The following is a 19,721-nucleotide window of genomic DNA, read 5'->3' as shown; positions in this document are numbered from 1 at the left end:
CCTTCCCGTTCGGACGCAAGCTCAGGGCCGTCGGCAAGGCGGCGATCCGCCGCGGGGTACGTCCCGTGGTGGTGGTCAACGGCAGCGAGGGCGAGCCCGCCTGCCGCAAGGACACGGTGCTGCTCAACCGGGCCCCGCACCTGATCCTGGACGGGGCGCTGCTGGCGGCCGAGGCGCTGGGCGCCCGGACGCTGATCGTCGCCGTCACCCGCAACTCCACGGAGATCTCCTCGGTCATGGGTATGCGCTCGGCGTACGGGACGCCGGGGTCGGTCGAGTACGAGGCGGTGTCCGGCGCCGGGGTGGTGGCCCGCGACACTGCGCGGTACGCGGCCGAGAAGCCGGCACCGGCAGGGGGGACCGGGGCAGCCGGGGCCACCGGCGGCGCGGAAACCGCCTCGTACAACTGCGGTACGGGAGGAGAGACGGCTGTGTTCAAAAACGGCTGAGAAACGGGTCGATCCAGCCACTCGGCGGACAGAGTGGGCGGCTCCTCGCGCAGGCTCGGCTCCCGTTCCGGCCGGACGGGAGGGGCGCTGGGCGCCTCGGGCACGCGCGGGCGGCCCTCCACCGAGGCGAGGAGGCCGGTGAGCCGCTCGACCAGCGCACGCTGGGTCGGGGCGGGCAGCAGGCGCAGCGAGACGGCCCCGCCGACCGAGGCCAGGGCCAGGCAGTACATGGTGACGACCCAGGTGGCCGCCGGCCTGCCCGTGTACAGGCCGTGCATCAGGGCGAAGCACCAGGCGGGGTACGCCAGCATGTGCAGGGGCCGCCAGCGGGCGGCGAAGCGCCCGCGGCCCGCCAGGGCGCTGCGCAGCGCGCCGGTGGCGGCGGCGATCACCATCAGCAGCCCGGCGAGCGAACCGAGACCGATGAGACCGCCGGTCCCGGCGACGCCGAGACCGAAGGGGACGAAGGCGCCGATCGCCTCCACGTGACCGAGCGAGACCTTCACGGTGGCATGCAGCAGCAGGAAGCCGAGCGAGGCGGTGGCCGTCGCGCGGTGGATGCCCTGGGCCAGCAGCCGGTGGCGGGTGGAGAGCAGCAGCCGGTCGGTGGCGGTCAGGCCCCAGGCCACCGACGCGGTCAGGGAGACCAGCGACAGGACGCCGGTGGTGAAGTCGAGCGCGGCCCGGAAGCTGTCGCCGCCGCCGACGGCGAGCAGCGGCAGGACGACCAGCGCCGCGACCGACAGCCCTCCCTGCACCGGCCGGCTCATGCCGGGGCGCTGGGAGGGCGACGAACGGATCTTGCGATGAGGGTTCATGGGGGCGACTCCGAATGGTGCGGATAAGCGGTCCCGTTGCCGCATGCTAAGTCGCTGCATACCGACCGGTAGATGGTTTGCAGCGTTTACAGGGCGTGCGAACGGCAACTGACTCTGGGGTTGCCCCGGATAAGGGCGATACGCGGAGTAACCCGGGCGGCCCGGGCGACCCCGGCCACGGTGTGGAACGTCGGTGCGGCCTGCTCGGGCCCTGCGGTACCCTGACGCCATGCGTGCCGTACGCCTTCTGCTTAGCGAGCCGCGCTGATCAGTCCCGACGGATGAGAGTTCCGGTCGGAATCGGCGCGGCGTCCCCTCCTGTGCGAGGGGATTTTTCATTTCGTGGCAGTGGGCAGAGACGATCGATGGAGCTTCAAGGATCATGAGCGAGATGAATTCGGCTGCCGAGACGGCGGCCCCGCATCGTTATACGGCGGCCATGGCCGCCGACATCGAGGCACGCTGGCAGGACTTCTGGGACGCCGAGGGAACCTACGAGGCGCCGAACCCCACCGGTGACCTGGCGGGCGACCCCGAGATCGCCGCCCGGCCCAAGAAGTTCATCATGGACATGTTCCCGTACCCCTCGGGCGCGGGCCTGCACGTCGGCCACCCGCTGGGCTACATCGCCACCGACGTCTACGCCCGCCACGCGCGCATGTCCGGGCACAACGTCCTGCACACCCTGGGCTTCGACGCCTTCGGCCTGCCCGCCGAGCAGTACGCCGTGCAGACGGGCACGCACCCGCGCGTGTCCACCGAGGCCAACATGGAGAACATGAAGGTCCAGCTGCGCCGGCTGGGCCTGGGCCACGACAAGCGCCGGTCGTTCGCCACGATCGACCCGGAGTACTACAAGTGGACGCAGTGGATCTTCCTGCAGATCTTCAACTCCTGGTACGACGACGAGGCCCGCAAGGCCCGTCCGATCGCCGAGCTGGTCGAGCAGTTCGAGAACGGCACCCGTGAGGTCCCCGGCACGCGCGCGTGGAGCGAGCTGACCGCCGCCGAGCGCGCCGACGTGCTGAGCGAGTACCGCCTGGCCTACGCCTCCGACGCGCCCGTGAACTGGTGCCCCGGGCTGGGCACGGTGCTGGCCAACGAGGAGGTCACCGCCGACGGCCGATCCGAGCGCGGCAACTTCCCCGTCTTCAAGTCCAAGCTGCGCCAGTGGAACATGCGGATCACCGCCTACGCGGACCGCCTGCTGGACGACCTGGACGCGCTGGACTGGCCCGAGGCCATCAAGCTGCAGCAGCGCAACTGGATCGGCCGCTCGGAGGGCGCCCGCGTCGACTTCCAGGTCGGCGACACCGGCGCGATCACCGTCTTCACCACCCGCCAGGACACCCTGTTCGGCGCCACCTACATGGTCCTGGCGCCGGAGCACGACCTGGTCGAGCAGATCGTCCCGGCCGCCTGGCCCGAGGGCACCCACGACGTATGGACCGGCGGTCACGCCACCCCGGCCGAGGCCGTCGACGCGTACCGCAAGCAGGCCGCCTCCAAGTCCGACGTCGAGCGGCAGGCCGAGGCCAAGGACAAGACCGGCGTCTTCACCGGCGCGTACGCGACCAACCCGGTCAGCGGCGAGCAGGTCCCCGTCTTCATCGCCGACTACGTCCTGATGGGCTACGGCACCGGCGCGATCATGGCCGTCCCGGCCCACGACTCCCGTGACTTCGCCTTCGCGCGCGCCTTCGAGCTGCCGATGCGCTGCGTCGTCGAGCCCGGCGACGACCGCGGCACCGACCCGGCGACCTGGGACGACGCCTTCTCCTCCTACGAGGCGAAGCTGGTCAACTCCTCGAACGAGGACGTGGCGCTGGACGGACTGGGCGTGGTCGACGCCAAGGCGCGGATCACCGCCTGGCTGGCCGACCGCGGCATCGGCGAGGGCACCGTCAACTTCCGCCTGCGCGACTGGCTGTTCAGCCGCCAGCGCTACTGGGGCGAGCCCTTCCCGATCGTCTACGACGAGGACGGCGTGGCGCACTCGCTGCCCGAGTCGATGCTGCCGCTGGAGCTGCCGGAGGTCGAGGACTACTCGCCGCGCACCTTCGACCCGGACGACGCGGACACCCAGCCGGAGACCCCGCTGTCCCGCAACGAGGACTGGGTCAACGTCACCCTGGACCTGGGCGACGGCCCCAGGAAGTACCGCCGCGAGACCAACACCATGCCCAACTGGGCCGGCTCCTGCTGGTACGAGCTGCGCTACCTGGACCCGAACAACTCCGAGAAGCTGGTCGACCCGGCCATCGAGCAGTACTGGATGGGCCCGCGCGAGGGCATGCCCACCGGTGGCGTCGACCTGTACGTCGGCGGCGCCGAGCACGCGGTGCTGCACCTGCTGTACGCGCGCTTCTGGTCCAAGATGCTGTTCGACCTGGGCCACATCTCCTCGGCCGAGCCGTTCCACAAGCTGTACAACCAGGGCATGATCCAGGCCTTCGTCTACCGGGACGCGCGCGGCATCGCCGTGCCGGCGGCCGAGGTCGAGGAGCGCGACGGCGCCTTCTTCCACGAGGGCGAGAAGGTCAGCCGCGTCCTGGGCAAGATGGGCAAGTCCCTGAAGAACGCCGTCACGCCCGACGAGATCTGCGCCGAGTACGGCGCCGACACCCTGCGCCTGTACGAGATGGCGATGGGCCCGCTGGACGTCTCCCGCCCCTGGGACACGCGCGCGGTGGTCGGCCAGTACCGCCTGCTGCAGCGCCTGTGGCGCAACATCGTCGACGAGTCGACCGGCGAGGTCACGGTCGTCGACACCGCGCCCGACGAGGACACCCTGCGCGCGCTGCACAAGGCGATCGACGGGGTCGGGCAGGACATGGCGGCGATGCGCTTCAACACCGCCATCGCCAAGATCACCGAGCTGAACAACCACCTGACGAAGTCGGGCGGCGCGCTCTCCCGGTCGGTCGCCGAGCAGCTGGTGCTGCTGGTCGCCCCGCTGGCCCCGCACATCGCCGAGGAGCTGTGGCGCAAGCTGGGCCACACCGGCTCGGTCGTCCACCGGGACTTCCCGGTCGCGGACCCGGCCTACGTCGTGGACGAGACCGTGACCTGCGTCGTGCAGATCAAGGGCAAGGTCAGGGCCCGCCTGGAGGTCTCCCCGTCGATCACCGACGCGGAGCTGGAGGCGCTGGCGCTGGCCGACGCGCACGTGGTCGCCGCCCTGGGCGGTGCGGAGATCCGCAAGGTGATCGTCCGCGCGCCGAAGCTGGTCAACATCGTCGCCTGATCGCGGCACCGGGGGTTTTCCCCTACGGGCAGGTTGGGGGTTCAGAGGGAACCCCCGGCCTGCCCTTTCCGTTTACGGTGGAGGAAGCGACAACCGAGGGAAACCGACGGACGCCGGAGGGGCGCACATGGAAGCCGCGATTGTGATCATGGCGCTGCTCTTCTTCGCCTTCGTGGCGCTGGGGGTGTACGCGACCGTCAAGGTGGCCAAGGCCGCCAAGCGCGGCGTCGACCGCACGCTCTCCCAGGCCAAGCGCACGGTCGAGGACACCACGCTGCGCGCCAAGAGCTACGGGCAGGGCGGGGTCGCGGGCGAGCTGGCCCAGCTGCGGCTCTCCCTGCGCACGTCGATGCGGGCCACGCAGGACGCGCTCCAGGCGGCCGCGCCCGAGGACGCCTCCCTCCAGGAGTCCCTGCTCCTGTTCCAGCGGCTCAGCGGCCACGGGCGGGAGCTGGACGAGGACCTGAAGCGGCTGGAGCGGGAGCCGGACCGGGCCAGGGTGGCCGGCGCGCTCGGTGAGCTGCGCGAGCGCACGGAGCGGATCACGCACTCCGCCGAGTCGCTGCGCTGGGCCGCCCGGGACCGGGTGCGGAAGTTCGCGGAGGACGACCTGTCCTCGCTCAGCGCCCAGATCGATGTGGAGGCGGGCGCGCTGCGCCACTGGTCGACCGTCGACGACACCCCGGGCTCGCAGCCGGCGGCGGACTTCTCCTGGCCCGAGGCGGATCCTGTCGCGGGAGCCGGGCACGAGCAGGTGTGGCCGGCGGACGGCGCGGCGCAGGACGCCGACGGGACGCCCGGGCCTCCCGCCCAGGGACAGCAGCCGCCGCAGGCGATCACGGCACGCGACCCGAGGGTCGCGACCTTCCCGTGGGAGAAGACTCCCCGGCCGGAGACCACCAACTGACGCCGGGAGGCGCGGTGTCGACATCGTCCGAGGCCGACGGGGTGCGCGGCCGCACGGCGCGCCCGCGCCGCGGGGGCGGGATGCGCCGGGCCGGCCGGCCGTGGTGCGCGTGGGCGCCGAGTGTCCGGCGGGGCGACGCGGCCGGTCCGTGGACGGGGCCCGGGCTGCCGTCGACCGGCCCCTGCGGGTAACCTCCCGCTCATGTCCCGGCATGTCGCGATCGTCACCGATTCCACGGCCTACCTGCCACCCCAGACGATGGAGCGGCACGCCATCACAGCGGTACCGCTGACCGTCGTCGTCGACGACCAGGCCCTTGAGGAAGGGACCGAGATCTCGGCCCGTTCGCTGGCACAGGCGCTGCAGAAGCGGCGGCCGGTGACCACCTCCCGGCCGAGCCCCGAGGTCTTCGCGGCGACCTACCGCGCGGCGGCCGAGGCCGGCGCGAAGGGTGTCGTCTCCCTCCACCTGTCCGCGGAGTTCTCCGGGACGTACGACGCCGCCGTGCTGGCGGCCAAGGACGCACCCGTGCCCGTCCGGGTCGTGGACACGCGCATGGTGGGGATGGCGCTCGGCTTCTGCGCGCTCGCCGCGGCCGAGGTCGTCGACGCGGGCGGTTCGCTCGACGAGGCGGTGGCCGCTGCGGAGAAGCGCGCCGCCGGGACCTCCGCCTTCTTCTACGTCGACACGCTGGACTACCTCCGCCGCGGCGGACGCATCGGAGCCGCGCAGGCGCTGCTCGGCTCCGCGCTGGCGGTCAAGCCGTTGCTGGAACTGGACGGCGGCCGGATCGAACTCCGGGAGAAGGTGCGGACCGCCTCGAAGGCCATCGCCCGCCTGGAGGAGATCGCCGTGGAGCGGGCGGCTTCCGGGCCGGTGGATGTCGCCGTGCACCATCTCTCCGCGCCCGAGCGGGCCGCGGCGCTGGCCGACCGGCTGCGGGAGCGTCTGCCCGGCGTGAGGGAGCYGCAGGTCAGCGAGGTGGGCGCGGTGATCGGGGCGCACACGGGGCCGGGGCTGCTCGCCGTCGTCGTCTCGCCCCGCTGAACGGGGCGGGGGCCGTCCAGCGGGAGGCCGCGCGGTGACGGCAGCGGGTGGCGGGTGGCCGGCGCCTGATGTGCGAGGGCCTGGTGTGCGAGAGCCCGGGGCTGGGCTTCGGGCTGGGATCGGGTGCCGAGTGGCGCCCGTCCATCCCTCGTGCGAGTGACGGAGTTTTCCCCAACTCACCCTTCGTCCACGGATATCGGGGCATCTCGGCACGGTCCCGATGATCTCTCTACCGTCTGACGCATGGCTCTTCGTACACATATCGCAGGCACGACGACAGCAGCGACCAGCGGCCCGGGACGCGCGCCGGGATCGGACGGGCGCGCCCGACCCGGCAGGCGCGGCTCGCCTGCCGGAGGTCTCCGGCGCGGGTCCCGCACCCGACGCCCGATCCCGGCGGGCGGCGCCGCCACGAGGCGCCGTGGGGAGGCGCTCTTCCCTCCGGCCTCCGGTGTCCCGCATAGCCCGATCGCCGGGGACGGCGCTGACGGACCGCCGGTGGACCGGGAGGCACCGGAGACGGACCCGCCCGGAGGGACCCGGGAGGAGCGCGCGGGACCGACGCTCGGCGAGCGGCTCGCTCTGGCGCTGCGCGAGCGGTTACCGGTGTGGGTACAGGTGCGCTGCGGACTCGAACCGAGGACGCTGGCCGCGCTGACCGTGATCCTGGTCGTGGCCGCGGGGGTGGCCGGACGGTACTTCTGGACCGGCCGGCCGGAGGCCGTGCGCGCTCCGGAGATCGTGCGTGCGGCGTCACCCCCCGGTCGTGGTGGGCCGACGGCGGCTCCGGCCGTCCCGATGGCCCTGGAGGGTCCTGCCGGGCCCGTGACGGGGGCACCGTCGGCGGCCGTCGTCGTCGACGTCAACGGCAAGGTGCGACGCCCGGGGGTGCTGACCCTGCCGGCCGGGTCGCGGGTCGCGGACGCTCTGCGGGCCGCCGGCGGGGTACGGCCGGGCGCGGACCTCACCGGCCTCAACCGGGCCCGGGTGCTCATGGACGGGGAGCAGGTCGTGGTCGGCCTGCCGGCGGCGGCTGCAGGCGGGGGTCCGGGCTCGGGCCTCGGCCCGGGCGCGGCAGGCGGTGTCGCCGGGACGCGGGCGGCCCCCCTGAGTCTCAACGCGGCCACCGTCGAGCAGCTCGACGCCCTGCCCGGGGTCGGCCCGGTCCTCGCGCGGCACATCCTCGACCACCGCACGGAGCACGGGGGCTTCCGGACGGTCGCCGAACTGCGCGAGGTCAACGGCATCGGCGAGCGGCGGTTCGCGGACCTCGCGCCGCTGGTGCGGCCGTGAACGCGACCGGCGCGCTCCGTGAGCGCCGTGCCGGGGTTCGTGCCCGTGCCGACGGGCTGGACGAGACCTGCGACGACGGGGGAGAAGGGCGGGACCGTGCGCGCGATCGCCACCCGGAGGGGCCGGCCGATCTCCGGCTCGTGCCGCCGGCAGTGGCCGCCTGGGGAGCGGCGGCGGTCGCGGTGGGCGTCCCGGGGTGGTGGMCGGTCGCGAGCGTGGCTACGGTGCGGACATGAACGATCACGAATCGCCGCGCTCCCGTGCGCGTCGCAAGCAGGACGTGCTGGCCCGGCTGGAGCACGACGAGGACCTCTGGGTGGCGACCGCGTCGACGGACGGCGGGCCCTGTCTCGTCCCGCTGTCCTTCCTGTGGGACACCACCGGCGACTCCCGGGACCGCGACGGACGCGGCGCGGGCCGTCGCGGTCGTGGGGGCGGGCCGGGAACTGCGGGCCGTGGTGAGAGGAGTTGAGCGAGGAGGCTTGTAAAGAAGTCTTTCTAAAGATAGCTTTACATCATGTCGGAGAACGAGCCAGCAGCATCGCCCTCGGGTGACGAGCAGCCCCGCAGCATCCGTCTCACGGACCCCCGGGCACTGCGCGCCTACGCCCACCCGACCCGGATGACCCTGGTGGGGCTGCTCCGGCGGAGCGGGCCGTTCACGGCGACCCGGGCCGCCGAGCTGACCGGGGAGTCGGTGGCCAGCTGCTCGTACCACCTGCGGATACTCGCGAAGTACGGGCTGGTGGAGGAGGCGCCGGGAGGCCGGGGGAGGGAGAAGCCGTGGCGGGCCACCGCCCGGTACACGGACTGGCCCGGAGCCAGCGAGGACGCGGCGGTCGCGCAGGCGGCCGACGCACTGACCGCCGCGGCCGCCGAGCGGTACTTCGCGCGGGTCCTGGAGGCCATGAAGGACCGGAGCGGGCTGCCACGGGAATGGCGGGAGGCCGAGCAGTTCGGCGACACCCTGCTGTACCTCACGCCGGCCGAGCTCGCGGACTTCGGCCGACGGGTCGAGGGGCTGCTGATGCCCTACGAGGCGCGGGGGTCCGACCCGTCGCTGCGGCCCGACGGCGCCCGGCCGGTGAGCATCCTGCGGATCGCCTACCTGGACCGCGAACTCCCGGACGGGCCGGGCCTGGAGAGCGAGACGGACGGCACGGCCGGCGGCGGCGAGACGACCGACGGAACGGGTACCGCCGACGGCATCGACAGGAACAGCGACGACACCGGAACGACCGACGGAATCGACGAGGGGAAGAGATGAGACCGGCCGGGCACATACCCGTACTCCTGCGCGAGCGCAGCTTCCGGCGTTACTGGACCGGTCAGACCGTGTCCCTGGTGGGGGACCAGATCTCTCTCATCGCGATCCCGCTCGCCGCGGTGCTCGTCCTCGGGGCCGACGCCGCCGAGATGGGCTGGCTCAAGACGGCCGAACTGCTGCCCGCGCTGCTCCTCAACATGCCCCTCGGCGCGTGGTCCGACCGGCAGGCGCGGCGACGGCGCGCGATGATCGCCGCCGACCTCGGCCGGGCCGCACTGCTGCTGACGCTTCCGGCCGCGTACTTCCTCGACGTCCTCACCCTCGCGCAGCTCTACACGGTCGCGTTCGGGGTCGGCGCGCTCACCGTGCTCTTCGAGGTCTGCAACACCACGCTGTTCGTCGCCCTGGTCCCGACCGAGCACTACGTGCAGGCGAACTTGCTCGTCAACGGCAGCCGTTCGATGGCCTGGCTCGCCGGGCCCGGGGTGGGTGGCGTGCTCGTCCAGTTCCTCACCGCGCCCTTCGCCCTGCTCGCCGACGCCCTCACCTACCTCGTGTCGGCCGGCTACCTGAGCCGGATCGACCCGGTGGAACCCCCGCCGGCCCCGGTCGCCAAGGGCCACTTCACCGAGGGAATGCGCTGGGTCGTCGGCAACGCCTCGATGCGGGCGCTGTTCGCCGCGTCCGGGACGATCCAGTTCTTCAACTACATGTTCCACACGCTGTTCGTGCTGTACGCGACAACCGAACTCGGACTGAGCCCCGGTGTTTTCGGAGGAGTGCTCGGCGCGGGAGCCGTCGGCGGCCTGATCGGGGCCGCGTGCAGTGGGGCCGTCGTACGGCGCTTCGGGATAGGCCGCTCGATCGTCGCCGGCTTCCTCGGCTTCACCCTGCCCCTGCTGCTGATCCCGCTCGCCGAGGGGCCGACGGTTCTGGTCGTCCTCCTGCTGTTCGTCGCCGAGTTCCTCTCCTGCGCGGCGGTCATGGTCGTCGACATCGCCGCGGGTTCCTTCCAGATGGCGCTGATACCCGACGGCGTCCGAGCCCGGGTGATGGGTGCCTACCGCACCCTCAACCACGGATTCCGCCCGCTCGGCGCACTCGTCGGCGGTTTCCTCGGCACGGCGCTGGGGCTGCGCCCGACCCTGTGGATCGCCACCGCCGGTGCCGTGCTCAGCGTGTTCTGGCTGCTGCCGTCCCCGCTTCCGCGCCTGCGCGAACTGCCCGAGCCGGTGGTGGATCCGGCCCAGGCGGAGGAGCCGACGTCGGCCTGAGCGGCGGGTTCACATCAGACGAGCCAGACGCCGTCACGCATCAGTTCGCGCTCGGCCAGCTCGTTCTCCTCGCGCCACGCCTTCACCGTCCTGGGTGTCACGCGAAGGTAGACCCAGGCCGGCCGGTCGCGGGGGTCCCAGGCCAGTTTCGCCGCGAAGGCGTCGGCCGAGGCGGGCGGGAGGTCATGGCCCTCGACCACCTCGGCCGTCCCGTCCACGAGAACGACGTCGCGGGTGTGCCCCAGGCTGAGCCGGACCCTGCCGCCCGGTGTGAGGTTGCGGGCGGTGGGATTGGTCCGGCGGGTGCCCAGCAGCACGGTGCCCCGGTCGGGTGCCGTTCCCGCCTCCGTGCCCGCACCCGCCGCCGCAGCCACTCCCGCGCGAGTGCCCGTGCCAGTACCGGTGCCGGTGTTCGCGGCGCCGCGTCCGTCGCGGTCCCGGGAGTCGCCGGTGGTGTCCCACAGGAAGGACAGCGGGACGAGACAGGGCCCGCCGTCCGTCGACGCGGTCGCCACCCAGAGGTCCTCGTCGTGCTCCAGCCGGGCCAGCACGTCCTGCTTGCGACGCGCACGGGAGCGCGGCGATTCGTGATCGTTCATGTCCGCACCGTAGCCACGCTCGCGACCGGCCACCTCGGCCCGCAGTCCTAGGACCTGTCGGCAAAGTACCGCCCTGGCAGGGCGGTTGGGCCTACGACCGAAGCCGCATGGCGGTTCGCCGGGGTGCCCGGCAGACTGCGGGCATGGACAGTTCCGCCACCGCCGAACGACCGAACACCGACGCCTACCTGGAGCGCATCGGGGCCGCCCGCCCCGCTCGACCCGACGCCGCCGCGCTGCGCGCACTGCACCTGCGGCATCTGCGGACCGTCCCCTTCGAGAACCTCTCGATCCATCTCGGTCAGGACATCGTGCTGGACGAGAAGGCACTCCTGGACAAGGTCGTCGCCGCCCGGCGCGGCGGGTTCTGCTACGAGGTCAACGCCACGTTCGCCGCGCTCCTGCGCGCGCTCGGCTACCGGGTCGCCCTGCTCCAGGGGCGTTGCTTCGGCAAGGAGGGGCGCCTCGGCATCCCGTACGACCACATGGCGCTCCTGGTGGAGACGTCGGACGAGGGGCGATGGCTCGCCGACGTGGGTTTCGGCGACCACAGCCACTTCCCGCTGGCCTTCGACGAGCGCGAGGAGCAGCGGGACCCGGGCGGCGTCTTCCGGATCGTGCCGACCGCGGACGGAGACCTCGACGTGCTGCGGGACGGCCGGCCGCAGTACCGCCTCGAGACGCGGCCGCGCGAGCTCGCCGACTTCACGGCCGGCGCCTGGTACCACCGCACCTCGCCGGACTCCCACTTCCCGCGCTCCCTCATCTGCTCCCGTCTCACGGAGGAGGGCCGGATCACGCTCAGCGGCCACAAGCTGGTGACCACGGTGGGCGAGCAGCGGGAGGAGCGGCTGCTGGAGACGGACGACGAGGTGAGGAACGCGTACCGGGAGCTGTTCGGCGTCGTGCTCGACGAGCTGCCCGTGCTCCGCGCGCACGCGTAGACGGAAGGCCCGATCCGGCCCCGGTGACACGGGTGCCGTCCACCGCGGGCAGGCCGGAACTCCCCGGACACCGCCGCGGACTTCTGCGAAGCTGGACCGATGCCTGGCCAGCGGAAGAGGAAGAGTCGGCGACGGACCGGCGGCGAGCGGGCGGCGGCACGTCTCGCGCCGGACGCAGGTCGCTGGGAGGTGCTCGTCGAGACGCAGGACGCCGCGGAGTTCCGCACCCGGATCCGCCGTCTGCAGGCGTCGGACCCGCGAATCGACTGGTCGTCGACCCGGATCGACACGTTCTGCGGACGACTGACCCACCCGACCACCCACCGGCTGAGCGTGTTCGTCCCGGCCGCCGGCTGAGCCGCCCGGATGCGGGGACGGGGCGGCGCGTTCCGGCGCCGGCGTACGCACAGCCCGAGTCCGGCGGTACCCGTGTCAGGGAGCCTCCAGCCAGCCCTCGTACTCCGCGGCCAGCGCGTCGAGCGCCGCCGCGTCCAGGCGGGCGTCCGGGTCCTCCACCACGACCAGCCACTGGGCGTCCTCGGCGTCGTCCTCGCCCGCGAGGGCGTCCCGGACCAACTGCGGCTCCTCGGCGAGGCCGAAGCGGTCGGGCAGCTCCTCGGCGACCTCCTCCGCGGCATCGCGGTCGGGCAGCACCAGTACGTGTCTCACATCGCTCACGGGGACATTCTCCGGCACCGGGACATCCGTCCGGCCGGGGGTGTCAGCGGCCCGTGGGATGCTGGGACGCGATGGCACCCAGGAAGAATTCCACCGACGACCTCCTCGCCCCCGTGACGCTCGCCGTGGGCCAGGAGGACCTCCTCCTCGACCGCGCCGTCCAGGAGGTGGTGGCGGCCGCGCGGGCCGCCGACGCCGACACGGACGTGCGCGACCTCGGCCCCGAGCAGCTGCAGCCGGGCACGCTGGCCGAACTGACCAGCCCCTCGCTCTTCGCCGAGCGCAAGGTCCTGGTCGTCCGGAACGCCCAGGACCTGTCCGCGGACACGATCAAGGAGATCAAGGCCTACCTCGACGCGCCCTTCGAGGAGATCACGCTCGTGCTGCTCCACGCGGGCGGCGCCAAGGGCAAGGGCCTGCTCGACGCGGCGCGCAAGGCCGGCGCCCGTGAGGTGGCCTGTCCGAAGACGACGAAGCCGGCGGAACGCCTGACGTTCGTGCGGCAGGAGTTCCGGACGCTGGGCCGGTCCGCCACCCCCGAGGCATGCCAGGCACTGGTCGACGCGATCGGCAGCGACCTGCGGGAGCTGGCGTCGGCGGCGTCGCAGCTGACCGCGGACGTCGAGGGCACGATCGACGAGGCGATCGTCGGCCGGTACTACACGGGGCGGGCGGAGGCGTCGTCGTTCAACGTCGCGGACCGCGCCGTCGAGGGGCGGGCGGCGGAGGCGCTGGAGGCGCTGCGCTGGTCGCTCTCCACGGGTGTTCCGGCGGTGCTCATCACCAGCGCGCTGGCCCAGGGCGTCCGTGCGATCGGCAAGCTGTCGTCGGCGCGCGGCAGCCGGCCGGCGGACCTGGCGCGGGAGCTCGGCATGCCGCCGTGGAAGATCGACCGGGTCCGGCAGCAGATGAGGGGCTGGACCCCGGACGGGGTGTCGCTCGCGCTGCGGGCGGTGGCGGAGGCCGACGCCGGCGTCAAGGGCGGGGGAGACGACCCGGAGTACGCCCTGGAGAAGGCGGTCGTCGCGGTGGCCAGAGCGGCGAGGCTGCGCCGCTAGGGCGTTGCGAGAGTCCCGCCTGCCGCGCGACGCCTGGCACGTTCCCCCGTGGCCTTTCGGCACGGGAGGCGCCCCCACGCTGCGTTGTCGGGTCGATTACGCCCGGTACGAGGGCGATCCTCCGCCTTGCGATCGCACGCACCCGGCGCCGCGGGGCCCGCCCTCCGGGCGGACGGCGCTCCCTTCGCCACACGCCCTGGATCGCCTGTCCGCCCGGACACCCCTGGCGACGCGACGGGCTGCGCCCCGCCGGCCGCGCCCGCCCGCCGGCCGCGCGTCCGCCCGCTTCGGAGTCAGAGGCCCCGGCGCAGGCGCCAGACGTTGTCCACGCGGGTGCCCGGTGCGCCCTCGGGGGACGGGGTGGCGCGCTCCACCGCGTCCAGCGTCTCGACGTTCCACCCGGACGGCAGGTCCAGCGCGTCCAGCAGGCCCCGCAGGGTCGGGAAGACGACGCCGGCCGGGTGGTCCTCCGGGCCGTGCCAGGACGGCCAGCCTCCGTGCATGACCACGAGGAGGTGCCCGCCCGGGGCCACCGCAGCGGCCGCCCGCCGCAGGACGCCGTCCTGGTCGAGCGCGACCGGCGACTGCAGGAACTGGGCGCTGACCAGGTCGAACGTTCCCTCGGGGAAGGTCGCGCCGGTGCGCCCTCGGGGGACGGGGTGGCGCGCTCCACCGCGTCCAGCGTCTCGACGTTCCACCCGGACGGCAGGTCCAGCGCGTCCAGCAGGCCCCGCAGGGTCGGGAAGACGACGCCGGCCGGGTGGTCCTCCGGGCCGTGCCAGGACGGCCAGCCTCCGTGCATGACCACGAGGAGGTGCCCGCCCGGGGCCACCGCAGCGGCCGCCCGCCGCAGGACGCCGTCCTGGTCGAGCGCGACCGGCGACTGCAGGAACTGGGCGCTGACCAGGTCGAACGTTCCCTCGGGGAAGGTCGCGCCGAGCTCGTGTCGCTCCCAGGAGACCCGCTCGCCCACGCCCTCCCGCTCGGCGTGCCCGGCGGCGCGCGCGAGCGCCGTGGCGGAGATGTCCACACCGGTGACCCGCCAGCCCTGCTCCGCCAGCCACACGGCGTCGGCGCCCTCGCCGCACCCCAGGTCCAGCGCGGTGCCCGGGCGCAGCGCGGCCACCTCACGTACCAGCAGCGGGTTGGGCCGGCCGCTCCAGACGCGGTCGCTGCCCCGGTAGCGCTCCTCCCAGAACGCACGGGGGTCGGTGGTCCGCACCGGGGTGCCCGACCCGGACGGCGACGGTGACGGCGCACCGGACGGAGTGGGCGCGGTGGACGGAGACGGTGCGGAGGACGGGGACGGTACGGAAGACATGGCGGCTCCTCGTGGCGGACCGGTCGCGGCCGGCTGCCCGGACCGCCGGGGCGGCGCGAGGCGGAACCGGTCCGTGTGGACGGGACGGGGCGGGACCCTCCCGCCGGGAGCGTCCCGCCGGTCACCCTGGACCTGCGGCGACGAGGAGGCAATTTTCTTTGAGGAAACGGCAAAAACGCCGGGCACCCGGCGTCCCGGGCCGGAACGCACCGAAGGCCCCGCTCCTCCTGGGGAAGGAGGACGCGGGGCCTTCGGTGTGAAGAAGGTGGGCCCGTGCACGCGTGGCGAACGCGTATCGCGCACGAGTCCGGGGTGCCGGGTGGGAGCGGGAGAGAGGGCCCGCTGGGTCCCGTCCGGCGGTTACATCAGAGCTCAGCCCTGGAGGGCGGCAACCTTGGTGGCCAGCGCCGACTTCTTGTTGGCGGCGGCGTTCTTGTGGATGACGCCCTTCGAGACAGCCTTGTCGAGCGCGCGGGAGGCGGCGCGAGAAGCCACGACGGCCTTCTCGACGTCACCCGCGGCGACGGCCTCGCGGGCCTTGCGGATCGCGGTCTTGAGCGAGGACTTGACGGCCTTGTTGCGCAGGCGCGCCTTCTCGTTCGTCTTGTTCCGCTTGATCTGGGACTTGATGTTCGCCACGAAAGAGCCTTTTCAGGTTCGATGTTGTTTCTGAGATGGTGACCCGTAGCTGAGAGGGCATACGAGACACAGCTGTCCACGGTATCAGCAGCCCTCCGGCCCGCCCAAACCGAGCGTCGCATCCCAGTCGTGGGACCATGGAGCCTACGTATCGATCCGACATCGCCCCGAGACGAGACCCTGCGTGCCCGCGACTCCTACCAACGTGCCCGAGCCGAGCCGTACCGACCCGGCTCTGATCCGCAACTTCTGCATCATCGCGCACATCGACCACGGCAAGTCGACCCTTGCCGACCGGATGCTCCAGCTGACCGGAGTGGTCGACCAGCGGCAGATGCGCGCCCAGTACCTCGACCGGATGGACATCGAGCGCGAGCGCGGCATCACGATCAAGTCCCAGGCCGTCCGTCTTCCCTGGGCGCCCACGGAGGGCGAGGGCCAGGGGAAGACCCACATCCTGAACATGATCGACACCCCCGGGCACGTCGACTTCACCTACGAGGTCTCGCGGTCCCTCGCGGCCTGCGAGGGCACGGTCCTCCTGGTCGACGCGGCGCAGGGCATCGAGGCGCAGACCCTGGCGAACCTCTACCTGGCGATGGAGAACGACCTCACCATCGTCCCGGTGCTGAACAAGATCGACCTGCCGGCCGCGCAGCCGGAGAAGTTCTCCGAGGAGCTGGCGAACCTCATCGGCTGCCAGCCCGAGGACGTGCTGAAGGTCTCCGCCAAGACCGGTCTGGGCGTCGAGGCGCTGCTGGACCGCGTCGTGGAGAGCGTCCCGGCCCCCGTCGGCGTCGCCGACGCCCCCGCCCGCGCGATGATCTTCGACTCGGTCTACGACTCCTACCGCGGTGTCGTGACCTACGTCCGTGTGGTCGACGGCCAGCTCAACAAGCGCGAGCGCATCAAGATGATGTCCACCGGCGCCACCCACGAGCTGCTGGAGATCGGCGTCTCCTCCCCGGAGATGACGCCCTCCGACGGTCTGGGCGTCGGCGAGGTCGGCTACCTCATCACCGGTGTGAAGGACGTCCGGCAGTCCAAGGTCGGTGACACGATCACCTCCCTGAGCAAGGGCGCCACCGAGCCGCTCGGCGGCTACAAGGACCCCAAGCCGATGGTGTTCTCCGGCCTCTACCCGCTGGACGGCTCGGAGTACCCGGACCTGCGCGACGCGCTCGACAAGCTCCAGCTCAACGACGCCGCCCTGGTCTACGAGCCGGAGACCTCCGCGGCCCTCGGCTTCGGTTTCCGCGTCGGCTTCCTCGGCCTGCTGCACCTGGACGTGATCCGGGAGCGCCTGGAGCGCGAGTTCGGCCTCGACCTGATCGCCACCGCCCCCAACGTGGTCTACCGCGTGGTCATGGAGGACGGCAGCGAGCACACGGTCACGAACCCGAGCGAGTTCCCCGAGGGCAAGATCGACGACGTGTTCGAGCCCGTCGTGCGCGCCACGATCCTCGCCCCCAGCGAGTTCATCGGCTCGATCATGGAGCTGTGCCAGACCCGTCGCGGCACCCTCCTGGGCATGGACTACCTCTCCGAGGACCGGGTGGAGATCCGCTACACCCTGCCCCTCGCCGAGATCGTCTTCGACTTCTTCGACCAGCTGAAGTCCAAGACGCGCGGCTACGCCTCCCTCGACTACGAGCCCACGGGCGAGCAGGCGTCCAGCCTGGTCAAGGTCGACATCCTGCTGCACGGCGACAAGGTCGACGCCTTCTCCGCCGTCACCCACAAGGACGCGGCGTACGCGTACGGCGTGCGACTCGTCGCCAAGCTGCGCGAGCTCATCCCGCGGCAGGCCTTCGAGGTGCCGATCCAGGCCGCCATCGGCTCCCGGGTGATCGCCCGCGAGACGATCCGCGCCATCCGCAAGGACGTCCTCGCCAAGTGCTACGGCGGTGACATCTCCCGTAAGCGGAAGCTGCTGGAGAAGCAGAAGGAAGGCAAGAAGCGGATGAAGATGGTCGGTTCCGTGGAGGTCCCGCAGGAGGCGTTCATCGCCGTCCTGTCGAGCGACGACTCCGCGGGCGGCAAGAAGAAGTAGGCGCCTGCCGGCCGCAGGGGCCTCGGCCGATTAGCTGACTGATACATCGAACGGGCTCACGCACGAACAGTGCGGGGGCCCGTTCGTTATGAAGCGGGTATCAAGCGGCGGGCCGCAGGCTCTTACGCGGGCGGTCTTCGGCCATCTACTCTGATCCCGGCTCGTAGGTTACTCGCCAGTTAGAACGCGTAGAACACCCAGAACGCACCGCCTGAACGCACCGCCGCCGCCCGGAGGACGTCGTGAGCGACACACTGACCCAGATCGAGAACCGGCCGCCTTCCGTGGCGACCCTCTTCCTTGAGCGCGTCGCGCGGACTCCGGACGCGGAGGCCTATCGCTACCCGGTCCCGGCCGCCTCCGGCCAGGGACCCGACGACTGGAAGTCGCTCACCTGGGAACAGGCCGCCGAGCGCGTCTACGCCATCGCCGCCGGACTGGTCGACCTGGGCGTCCAGCCCGAGGAGCGGGTCGCGCTCGCCTCCGCCACCCGGGTGGAGTGGATCCTCTCCGACCTCGGTGTCATGTGCGCCGGTGCCGCGACCACCACGGTCTACCCCCAGACCAACGCCGAGGAGTCGGCGTTCATCCTCTCCGACTCCGAGTCCCGGGTCCTGATCGCGGAGGACGCGGCCCAGGTGGCCAAGGCCGTCGAGCGCCGCGCCGAGCTGCCGAACCTGCATCACGTGGTCGTCCTGGACGCCACGGACGTGGAGACGGACGACTGGGTCATCTCGCTCGCCGATCTGGAGGCGCGCGGCAAGGCGTACCTGGAGAAGCACCCCGAGGCCGTCAAGGAGCGGGTCGCCGCGATCACCGCGGACCAGCTCGCCACGCTGATCTACACCTCGGGCACCACCGGCCGCCCCAAGGGCGTCCGCCTCCCGCACGACAATTGGTCGTACATGGCCAAGGCCATCGCCGCCACCGGCCTGGTCACCCAGGACGACGTCCAGTACCTCTGGCTGCCGCTCGCGCACGTCTTCGGCAAGGTGCTGACCTCCGGCCAGATCGAGGTCGGCCACGTCACCGCCGTCGACGGCCGGATCGACAAGATCATCGTGAACCTGCCGGTGGTCCAGCCGACCTACATGGCGGCCGTGCCCCGCATCTTCGAGAAGGTCTACAACGGAGTCGCGGCCAAGGCCCGCGAGGGCGGCGGCGCCAAGTACAAGATCTTCCAGTGGGCGGCCGGCGTCTCCCGCGAGTACGCCAAGGTCACGCAGGACAACTTCCGCCGCACCGGCACCGCCTCCGCGCCCTTCGGTCTCACGGCCAAGCACAAGGTCGCCGACGCGCTCGTCTACAAGAAGCTGCGCGAGGCCTTCGGTGGCCGGCTGCGTGCCGCCGTCTCCGGCTCGGTCGCGCTCGCGCCCGAGATCGGCTACTTCTTCTCCGGCGCCGGCATCCACATCCTGGAGGGCTACGGCCTCACGGAGTCCAGCGCGGCCAGCTTCGTCAACCCGGGCGAGGCGTACCGCACCGGCACCGTCGGCAAGCCGCTGCCCGGCACCGAGGTCCGGATCGCCGACGACGGCGAGATCCTGCTGCGCGGCCCCGGCATCATGGAGGGCTACCACGGGCTGCCGGAGAAGACCGCCGAGGTCCTGGAGGCGGACGGCTGGTTCCACACCGGCGACATCGGCGAGCTGTCCGCCGACGGCTACCTGCGGATCACCGACCGCAAGAAGGACCTCTTCAAGACCTCCGGCGGCAAGTACATCGCCCCGACGGAGATCGAGGGCCAGTTCAAGGCCGTCTGCCCGTTCGTCTCCAACATCGTGGTCCTCGGCGCCGACCGGAACTACTGCTCCGCGCTCATCGCGCTCGACGAGCCGGCCATCCTCGGCTGGGCGGCCGAGAACGGCCTCGGCGGCAAGACGTACGCGGAGGTCGTCGGCTCCGCGGAGACCGAGAAGCTCGTGCAGGGCTACATCGAGCGCCTCAACGAGGGCCTCCAGCGCTGGCAGACGATCAAGAAGTTCCGGCTGCTGCCGCGCGACCTCGACGTCGAGCACGGCGAGCTCACCCCGAGCCTCAAGATGAAGCGCCCGGTCGTGGAGCGCACCTACCAGCACCTCATCGACGAGATGTACGCGGGAGCGCGCGAGGCCTGATCCGGGGTTT

At 72.2% G+C, this 19,721-nt stretch carries 16 protein-coding genes and 3 pseudogenes; 14 read left to right on the top strand and 5 right to left on the bottom strand.

Annotation, left to right across the window (positions count from 1 at the left end; translation table 11 throughout):
• From EAO71_RS39640 to EAO71_RS13580, 9 genes and pseudogenes are all read left to right on the top strand, one after another.
• Nucleotides 1-230: pseudogene (locus EAO71_RS39640) on the top strand (oxidoreductase); the annotation flags it as partial.
• Between the two features lie 726 nt (nucleotides 231-956).
• Complete coding sequence (locus tag EAO71_RS40000) at nucleotides 957-1,259, top strand: hypothetical protein (protein WP_410093966.1); 303 nt, start codon at nucleotides 957-959, stop codon at nucleotides 1,257-1,259.
• 390 nt (nucleotides 1,260-1,649) lie between these two features.
• Nucleotides 1,650-4,514 (top strand): leucine--tRNA ligase, encoded by a 2,865-nt coding sequence (gene leuS, locus EAO71_RS13610; RefSeq protein WP_147977979.1) that lies wholly within the window; start codon nucleotides 1,650-1,652, stop codon nucleotides 4,512-4,514.
• 127 nt (nucleotides 4,515-4,641) lie between these two features.
• Nucleotides 4,642-5,421: a hypothetical protein gene (locus EAO71_RS13605; RefSeq protein ID WP_147977978.1), complete on the top strand. Its 780-nt coding sequence runs from the start codon at nucleotides 4,642-4,644 to the stop codon at nucleotides 5,419-5,421.
• A 201-nt stretch (nucleotides 5,422-5,622) separates the two neighbouring features.
• Complete coding sequence (locus tag EAO71_RS13600) at nucleotides 5,623-6,468, top strand: DegV family protein (protein ID WP_147977977.1); 846 nt, start codon at nucleotides 5,623-5,625, stop codon at nucleotides 6,466-6,468.
• 243 nt (nucleotides 6,469-6,711) lie between these two features.
• Nucleotides 6,712-7,761, top strand: a complete 1,050-nt coding sequence (locus EAO71_RS13595; RefSeq protein WP_147977976.1) for a helix-hairpin-helix domain-containing protein — start codon at nucleotides 6,712-6,714, stop codon at nucleotides 7,759-7,761.
• Nucleotides 7,762-7,993: 232 nt separating this feature from the next.
• Nucleotides 7,994-8,137: pseudogene (locus EAO71_RS13590) on the top strand (pyridoxamine 5'-phosphate oxidase family protein); the annotation flags it as partial.
• 141 nt (nucleotides 8,138-8,278) lie between these two features.
• Complete coding sequence (locus EAO71_RS13585) at nucleotides 8,279-9,028, top strand: winged helix-turn-helix domain-containing protein (protein ID WP_147977975.1); 750 nt, start codon at nucleotides 8,279-8,281, stop codon at nucleotides 9,026-9,028.
• On the top strand, nucleotides 9,025-10,302 hold the full coding sequence (locus EAO71_RS13580; protein ID WP_147977974.1) for an MFS transporter: 1,278 nt from the start codon (nucleotides 9,025-9,027) through the stop codon (nucleotides 10,300-10,302). Before EAO71_RS13585 ends, EAO71_RS13580 begins: the two co-directional genes overlap by 4 nt.
• A gap of 14 nt (nucleotides 10,303-10,316) precedes the next feature.
• Here the strand turns inward: EAO71_RS13580 and EAO71_RS13575 are convergent, their stop codons facing one another.
• Entirely contained in the window at nucleotides 10,317-10,901 is a 585-nt protein-coding gene (locus EAO71_RS13575; protein ID WP_147977973.1) for a pyridoxamine 5'-phosphate oxidase family protein, read from the bottom strand.
• 143 nt (nucleotides 10,902-11,044) lie between these two features.
• Here EAO71_RS13575 and EAO71_RS13570 point away from each other — a divergent pair, with 143 nt between their 5' ends.
• Together EAO71_RS13570 and EAO71_RS13565 are read left to right on the top strand one after the other, a co-directional pair.
• Nucleotides 11,045-11,845 (top strand): arylamine N-acetyltransferase family protein, encoded by an 801-nt coding sequence (locus EAO71_RS13570; RefSeq protein ID WP_147977972.1) that lies wholly within the window; start codon nucleotides 11,045-11,047, stop codon nucleotides 11,843-11,845.
• Between the two features lie 189 nt (nucleotides 11,846-12,034).
• Nucleotides 12,035-12,202, top strand: coding sequence for a hypothetical protein (locus EAO71_RS13565; RefSeq protein ID WP_261992124.1), 168 nt, complete (start codon nucleotides 12,035-12,037; stop codon nucleotides 12,200-12,202).
• Nucleotides 12,203-12,277: 75 nt separating this feature from the next.
• Here the strand turns inward: EAO71_RS13565 and EAO71_RS13560 are convergent, their stop codons facing one another.
• Nucleotides 12,278-12,523, bottom strand: a complete 246-nt coding sequence (locus EAO71_RS13560; RefSeq protein ID WP_147977970.1) for a hypothetical protein — start codon at nucleotides 12,521-12,523, stop codon at nucleotides 12,278-12,280.
• 71 nt (nucleotides 12,524-12,594) lie between these two features.
• Here EAO71_RS13560 and holA point away from each other — a divergent pair, with 71 nt between their 5' ends.
• Nucleotides 12,595-13,581 (top strand): DNA polymerase III subunit delta, encoded by a 987-nt coding sequence (gene holA / locus EAO71_RS13555; protein WP_147977969.1) that lies wholly within the window; start codon nucleotides 12,595-12,597, stop codon nucleotides 13,579-13,581.
• A gap of 293 nt (nucleotides 13,582-13,874) precedes the next feature.
• On the opposite strand, the gene EAO71_RS37675 is transcribed toward holA, so the two are convergent.
• The 3 genes and pseudogenes from EAO71_RS37675 to rpsT form a co-directional block, all read right to left on the bottom strand.
• Nucleotides 13,875-14,279, bottom strand: coding sequence for a hypothetical protein (locus EAO71_RS37675; RefSeq protein ID WP_187282775.1), 405 nt, complete (start codon nucleotides 14,277-14,279; stop codon nucleotides 13,875-13,877).
• Nucleotides 14,225-14,803: pseudogene (locus EAO71_RS13545) on the bottom strand (class I SAM-dependent methyltransferase); the annotation flags it as partial. The gene EAO71_RS37675 and the pseudogene EAO71_RS13545, both read right to left, overlap by 55 nt.
• 471 nt (nucleotides 14,804-15,274) lie before the next feature.
• Nucleotides 15,275-15,541, bottom strand: a complete 267-nt coding sequence (gene rpsT, locus EAO71_RS13540) for a 30S ribosomal protein S20 (RefSeq protein WP_137989361.1) — start codon at nucleotides 15,539-15,541, stop codon at nucleotides 15,275-15,277.
• A gap of 184 nt (nucleotides 15,542-15,725) precedes the next feature.
• Between rpsT and lepA the strand changes: the two genes are divergently transcribed.
• Together lepA and EAO71_RS13530 are read left to right on the top strand one after the other, a co-directional pair.
• Nucleotides 15,726-17,594: a translation elongation factor 4 gene (gene lepA, locus EAO71_RS13535; protein ID WP_147977968.1), complete on the top strand. Its 1,869-nt coding sequence runs from the start codon at nucleotides 15,726-15,728 to the stop codon at nucleotides 17,592-17,594.
• 242 nt (nucleotides 17,595-17,836) lie between these two features.
• Entirely contained in the window at nucleotides 17,837-19,711 is a 1,875-nt protein-coding gene (locus EAO71_RS13530) for an AMP-dependent synthetase/ligase (RefSeq protein WP_147977967.1), read from the top strand.
• The last annotated feature ends 10 nt before the right edge of the window (nucleotides 19,712-19,721 follow it).

This window comes from Streptomyces sp. MS191, assembly GCF_008042125.1.
In the GTDB taxonomy this organism is placed as follows: Bacteria; Actinomycetota; Actinomycetes; order Streptomycetales; family Streptomycetaceae; genus Streptomyces.
The sequence above is the reverse complement of the archived record's forward strand: the minus strand, read 5'-3'. Positions and strand labels throughout refer to the sequence as shown.

Bases quoted from the DNA above. Each gene is read 5' to 3' on its own strand.
- leuS (WP_147977979.1), top strand. From the start codon at position 1,650: ATGAGCGAGATGAATTCGGCTGCCGAGACGGCGGCCCCGCATCGTTAT.
- EAO71_RS13605 (WP_147977978.1), top strand. From the start codon at position 4,642: ATGGAAGCCGCGATTGTGATCATGGCGCTGCTCTTCTTCGCCTTCGTG.
- EAO71_RS13595 (WP_147977976.1), top strand. From the start codon at position 6,712: ATGGCTCTTCGTACACATATCGCAGGCACGACGACAGCAGCGACCAGC.
- EAO71_RS13585 (WP_147977975.1), top strand. From the start codon at position 8,279: ATGTCGGAGAACGAGCCAGCAGCATCGCCCTCGGGTGACGAGCAGCCC.
- EAO71_RS13580 (WP_147977974.1), top strand. From the start codon at position 9,025: ATGAGACCGGCCGGGCACATACCCGTACTCCTGCGCGAGCGCAGCTTC.
- EAO71_RS13575 (WP_147977973.1), bottom strand. From the start codon at position 10,901: ATGAACGATCACGAATCGCCGCGCTCCCGTGCGCGTCGCAAGCAGGAC.
- EAO71_RS13570 (WP_147977972.1), top strand. From the start codon at position 11,045: ATGGACAGTTCCGCCACCGCCGAACGACCGAACACCGACGCCTACCTG.
- holA (WP_147977969.1), top strand. From the start codon at position 12,595: ATGGCACCCAGGAAGAATTCCACCGACGACCTCCTCGCCCCCGTGACG.